The organism is Collinsella aerofaciens, assembly GCF_015556945.1.
GTDB classification, from domain to species: Bacteria; Actinomycetota; Coriobacteriia; order Coriobacteriales; family Coriobacteriaceae; genus Collinsella; species Collinsella aerofaciens_AO.
The window spans coordinates 1-5,623 of record NZ_JADNNH010000046.1 but is presented as its reverse complement, the minus strand read 5'-3'; the positions used below and the strand labels follow the sequence as shown (position 1 = coordinate 5,623).

Annotated in this window: 4 protein-coding genes; 2 read left to right on the top strand and 2 right to left on the bottom strand. The window is 61.9% G+C overall.

Annotated elements, in window-relative coordinates; all coding sequences use genetic code 11:
- Positions 1-135: 135 nt before the first annotated feature.
- A complete protein-coding gene (locus I2F59_RS09605; RefSeq protein ID WP_055285401.1) occupies positions 136-1,161 on the bottom strand; it encodes an aspartate-semialdehyde dehydrogenase in 1,026 nt (341 codons plus the stop codon).
- 173 nt (positions 1,162-1,334) lie between these two features.
- Positions 1,335-2,723 carry an aspartate kinase gene (locus I2F59_RS09600; RefSeq protein ID WP_055285402.1) on the bottom strand — a complete coding sequence of 463 codons (1,389 nt, stop codon included), beginning with the start codon at positions 2,721-2,723 and terminating at the stop codon, positions 1,335-1,337.
- 104 nt (positions 2,724-2,827) lie between these two features.
- On the opposite strand from I2F59_RS09600, the gene thrC reads away from it, so the two are divergent.
- Complete coding sequence (thrC, locus tag I2F59_RS09595; protein ID WP_055285403.1) at positions 2,828-4,345, top strand: threonine synthase; 1,518 nt, start codon at positions 2,828-2,830, stop codon at positions 4,343-4,345.
- 203 nt (positions 4,346-4,548) lie between these two features.
- A complete protein-coding gene (gene thrB / locus I2F59_RS09590; protein WP_055285404.1) occupies positions 4,549-5,430 on the top strand; it encodes a homoserine kinase in 882 nt (293 codons plus the stop codon).
- The last annotated feature ends 193 nt before the right edge of the window (positions 5,431-5,623 follow it).

Below are 5,623 nucleotides of genomic sequence, written 5' to 3'. Positions count from 1 at the left end.
CCGCTCGATTGGGACAGGCAAGCCTTCGAGGCCGAGCGCAAAATGGATTCTAAAAAACACCTTGCCAAATAGGAGCGCCACACATGGTCGAGGACGTTCTGAAAACTAAGCCCGGCCCCCGCCGGACAGGCCACACTACTCGCAGAGCAGCTTAGCGATCTGGACGGCGTTGGTTGCCGCGCCCTTACGGATTTGGTCGCCGCAGCACCAGAAGGTGATACCGCGCGCGGCCTCGGGGTTCGAGATGTCGCGACGCACGCGACCGACCCAGATCAGGTCCTGGTCGGACGTATCCATCGGCATGGGGAAGCGATCGTGTGCATCCTCGGCGTCCATGTCGTCAACCAGCTTCACGCCCGGAGCGGCAGCCAGCGCAGCACGGGCCTCTTCTACCGTGATGTCGCGCTCAAACTCGAGCGTAATGCTCTCGGAGTGCGAGCGCAGCACCGGCACGCGCACGCAGGTGCAGTTCACGCGCAGCTCGGGCAGGTGCATGATCTTGCGGCCCTCGTTTTGCAGCTTCATCTCCTCGGAAGTAAAGCCCTCCTCCTTGACGCCGCCAATCTGCGGAATCAGGTTGCTCGCCAGCTGGGCGGCAAAAGCGCGCGGCTCGGGAATCTCCTCGCCACGGCCCAGGGCGGCAAGCTGTGCTTCGAGCTCGGCCATACCGGGAGCGCCAGCGCCCGAAGCCGCCTGGTACGTCGAAACGATCATGCGCTTCACACCGGCGAGCTGATGCAGCGGCCACGTGGGAACCAAGCCGATGATGGTCGCACAGTTGGGGTTCGCGATCAGGCCGTGGTGCCACTTAATGTCATCGGCATTGATCTCGGGCACGACCAGCGGCACCTCGGGATCCATGCGGAAGGCATGGCTGTTGTCGACTACGACGGCGCCGCGCTTGACGGCCTCGGGCAGTAGCTCCTTCGCGATATCGTCGCCGGCGGCGCCAAGTACGATGTCACAGCCCTCAAAGGCCTCGGGACAAGCCTCTTCAATCACGATCTGCTCGCCGCGGAACTCGACGGTCTTGCCCGCAGAACGCGCGCTCGCCAGCAGCTTGAGCTTGCCAACCGGGAACTCCTGCTCGTTTAGGCACTCGAGCATCTGGGTGCCCACGGCTCCCGTCGCGCCCAAAATAGCAACCGTGTACTGTTTCATGCTTCCCCCTTTAAAGGTTGTGGCTATCGCCCGCACGCCAAGCAGGCCGGATATTCTTGCCCAGTTTATACAAGAACGGGGCGGATACAAAACCCGCCCCGTCGAAACGAAACCGAAACGAAACGCCCAACGGTAGATTTTTGGGACATCCCAAAAATCTACCGGGATGGAAACTACTTGTGGAGTGCGGCCAGGGCGGGCTCGAGCGGCTCGGCGGGCTCCAGGTCGGAGACCTTCACGATACCGTTCTCGTCGGAGAAAGCACGGTAGATGGTCTGAATCGCCAGATCGAAGTCTTTCTCCTCGACACCGATGATGATGTTGATCTCGTCGCAGCTCTGCGAAATCATACGCACGCTCACGCCAGCCTGGCCGAGCATGCCAAACAGGTGGCCGGAGATGCCGGCGCGGCCGCGCAGGTTGCGGCCAACGGTAGCGATAAGCGCCAGGCCCTCGACAACCTCGATCTCGAGCGGCTCGACCTCCTGCTGAATGTCTCCCACGAGCGAGTACAGCGAATCGTGCACGTCCTGCTCCTGCACCACGGCGCCAAAGCGGTCGACGCCGGTGGGCATGTGCTCGACGGAAACGTCATAGCGCTCGAAGACCGAAAGCGCACGGCGCATAAAGCCAACGCGGGGCTTGGTGCGGTCGCGGGCCACGTTGATGGCGACAAAACCGCGCTTGCCGGTCACGCCGGTAATGATGGGCTCTGCCTCGCCCTCATCAGCCGTCTCGCTAATGATGGTGCCGGGGTCCTGTGGCGCATTGGTGTTCTTGATGACCAGCGGAATGCCTGCCTCGCGCACGGGGAACACGGCCTCCTCGTGCAGGACACTTGCGCCCATGTACGAAAGCTCGCGCAGCTCCTCGTAGGTAACGCGCGCAATGGGCTGAGCCTCGGGAACAATACGCGGATCGGCAGAATAGAAGCCCGAGACGTCGGTCCAGTTCTCGTACAGATCGGCGCCCAGGCACTTGGCCAGGATCGAGCCGGAAATATCGCCGCCGCCACGATCGAGCAGCTTAATCTGGCCCTCGCGCGTCGCGCCGTAGAAACCGGGCATAACAAAGCCGCCCTGCTGACCGTACTCCTGCACCAGCTCGGAGGTGCGATTCATGCTGAGCGTACCGTCATGATGGAACGCCACAACCGTCGCAGCGTCCAGGAACGGCAGACCCAGGTACTCGGCCATCAGACGGGCGGTAAAGTACTCGCCGCGGCTCACGAGTTCCTCGGTGGAGTAGCCACCGGAGCGGGCGCGCTCGGCAAAGGCCGCGAACTCTTCGCGGATGGGATAGGTGAGCCCTAGCTCGTCAGCGATATCAAAGTAGCGCTGGCCGATGTCCTCGAGCAGCTCCTCGCACGACACGTGGTACTTGACGTGCGCGTTGACCAAGTAGAGCAGATCGGTCACCTTGGTGTCGCCCTTAAAGCGGCGACCGCAGGCAGAAACCACCACAAAACGGCGGGCAGGGTCGGCGTCGACAATGGCCTTGATCTTCTTGAAGTGTTCGGCGTCGGCGACCGACGAGCCGCCAAACTTGGCAATCTTAATCATGGGCTGGAGGTTACCTTTCTAAAAAGCCTCTGCGAACCTATTTTGCGCGCTCTGATACCATGGTTTCACCGATTGGGACCAAGGCATCCGAGGAGCAGTGTTATATGGGAACTTATCATAGTACACGAGGACGCACTTTATCGTGCTCAAGTAAGGTGGCAATCCGCACCGGCATCGCTCCCGACGGGGGTTTGTTTGTCTCGGACGAGCTTGGCACCCAGCAGGTCGATATCAGCTCGCTTGCAGATAAATCGTACTTTGAAATCGCTCAAGATGTGTTGGGAATGTTACTGAATGATTACGCGGCCGAAGAAATTTCGGCGTGTGTCGACGAGGCATACCGCGGCACGTTCGCGAGTGAAGAGGTTACGCCGCTCGTCAAACTCGACGCCGCACCGGGCGCCGACGCCCCTCAGACCTATGTGATGGAGCTCTTTGGCGGCCCCACGAGCGCCTTCAAGGACGTCGCCCTGCAGATGCTCCCCCGTCTGATGGCCCGCACCTCTGCCAAGGACGGCGGCGCCGAGCGCATCATGATCGTCACCGCCACGTCTGGCGACACGGGCAAGGCCGCACTCGCTGGTTTTGCCGATGCTCCGGGCACGGGCATTACCGTCTTTTATCCCGAGGGCAAGGTCAGCCGCGTGCAGAACCTGCAGATGTCCACGCAGGAAGGCGACAACGTCGCTGTCTGTGGCATCCGCGGCAACTTCGACGACGCCCAGAGTGCCGTCAAGCGCATCTTTGCCGATAAGGAGCTTGCCGAGCGTCTTGAGGCCGCCGGCACAGTACTTTCTAGCGCCAACTCCATCAATGTCGGCCGTCTGGTACCGCAGGTCGTCTACTACTTTGCCGCCTATGCGCAGCTGCTGCGCGCCGGCGCCATCGAGGCCGGCGACGCCGTAGAGTTCTGTGTGCCGACCGGCAACTTTGGCGACATCCTGGCCGGCTACTACGCCAAGCGCATGGGCCTACCCGTCGCCAAGCTCATCGTCGCGAGCGACAAGAACAACGTTCTTGCTGACTTCCTGACCACCGGCGTCTACGACCGCAACCGCCCGTTCTTCACGACCATCTCGCCATCGATGGACATCCTCATCAGCTCCAACCTGGAGCGCATGCTCTACTTCCTGTCCGATGGCGACTGCGAACTCGTTGCCGGCCTTATGGAGCAGCTGGCACAGACTGGTCGCTACGAGGTGCCTGCCGAGCTGCTGGCCAAGATCCAGAGCGTATTTGGCTGCGGCTGGGCCAGCGAGGACGAGGTTCGCGCCGCCATCAAGAGCTGCTGGGATGCCAACGGCTACGTGATCGACCCGCACACCGCTTGCGGCTATCACGTCTTTGAGCAGGTCGCCCCCACCGAGGGCGCCAAGGCCCGCGTGCTGCTTTCGACCGCCAGCCCCTACAAGTTCCCGCGCGCCTGCTGCGATGCCCTGGGCCTCAACGTTCCCGAGGACGATTTTGAGGCTATGCGCGTGCTCGAGCAGGCCACCAACACGGTCGCCCCGACCCAGCTCGCCGAGCTCGAGTCCAAACCTGTCCGCTTCGAAGACGTCTGTGACGTCGACGAAATGGCCAGCTACGTCGAGTCCGCAGCAAAACGAATGAGCACCAACTAGATCCCTTATTAAGCGCCGGCGAAAGCCGGCGCACCTTCTTTCATCAGATAACCCTCGGGATGATGACGAACGCGCACAGCGTGCCTGGCTGTTTAGTTCGTCGTGAGTTCCGCACGCAAAGGAAAGCACTTAATGTGCTTTCCGTCTTGCGCAGGACTGTCCGAGCAGCGAACTAAACAGCCAGGCACGCCAGGAGGACCCACATGATCAAAATCACCGTCCCAGCAACAAGCGCCAACCTAGGCATCGGCTACGACACCCTCGGCATGGCCGTCGGCCTCTACTCGCACTTCACCTTCGAGCGCGCCGACAAGCTCACCATCACGGGCTGCCCCAAGGAGTTCCAAAACGAGAATAACCTGGTCTATGTGAGCTTTGTCGATGCGCTGGCCGCATGGGGCGAGCCGGCCTTCCCCGTCGCTATCGACATTCAGACCGACGTCCCCGTCGCCCGCGGCCTGGGTTCCAGCTCCACCTGCGTCGTCGCCGGCATCATGGCTGCCGCCGCGCTGACAGGCCACACCGTCGACCGCGCCGAACTCGTCCGCATCGCCACCGAGGTCGAGGGCCATCCCGATAACGTCGCCCCCGCCATCCTGGGCGGCGCCGTCTGCTCCTTTACGCCGACTGATTCGCTCCCCCAGTGCCTGCGCTACGAGGTGAGCGATCGCTTGCGTTTTATTACCGTGATTCCGCCCTACGAGGTGCATACGAGCGAGGCCCGCAAGGTTGTGCCACAGGAGATTCCACTCTCCACCGCCGTATGGCAAATGGGCCGCATCGCCGGCATGACGCGCGGCCTGGAGACTGGTGACCTCGACCTGATTGCCGCCGCCAACGACGACCGCATCCAGGAGCCCTATCGCCGCCGCCTCATCCCCGACTACAACGCCGTGCGCGACACCTGCCTTAACGGCGGCGCTAAAACCATCTGGATTAGCGGCTCGGGCTCGACCCTCATGGCTGTGACCGACGACACCATCGTGGCAAAGTTCCTGCAGGTCAAGCTGCGTGAGCAGTTCCCCAAGTGCGACACGCATATCCTCACGTGCGACACCGAGGGCGCTCAAATCGAGTACCTGTAGACATCGCCGATCGGTCTGTCCGGGCCGCCCAGGGGCATCCCCTTAAAAACGTCCTCGCACTTGAGGCCCGCTTATCCTGCTCCTTCGGAGCTGCGGATAAGCGGGCCTCGTGCTGACGCTCCTATTTGGCAAGGTGTTTTTTAGAATCCATTTTGCGCTCGGCCTCGAAGGCTTGCCTGTCCCAATCGAGCGG

Coding starts and splice junctions, on each gene's coding strand:
- I2F59_RS09605 (WP_055285401.1), bottom strand. CDS start 1,161: ATGAAACAGTACACGGTTGCTATTTTGGGCGCGACGGGAGCCGTGGGC.
- I2F59_RS09600 (WP_055285402.1), bottom strand. CDS start 2,723: ATGATTAAGATTGCCAAGTTTGGCGGCTCGTCGGTCGCCGACGCCGAA.
- thrC (WP_055285403.1), top strand. CDS start 2,828: ATGGGAACTTATCATAGTACACGAGGACGCACTTTATCGTGCTCAAGT.
- thrB (WP_055285404.1), top strand. CDS start 4,549: ATGATCAAAATCACCGTCCCAGCAACAAGCGCCAACCTAGGCATCGGC.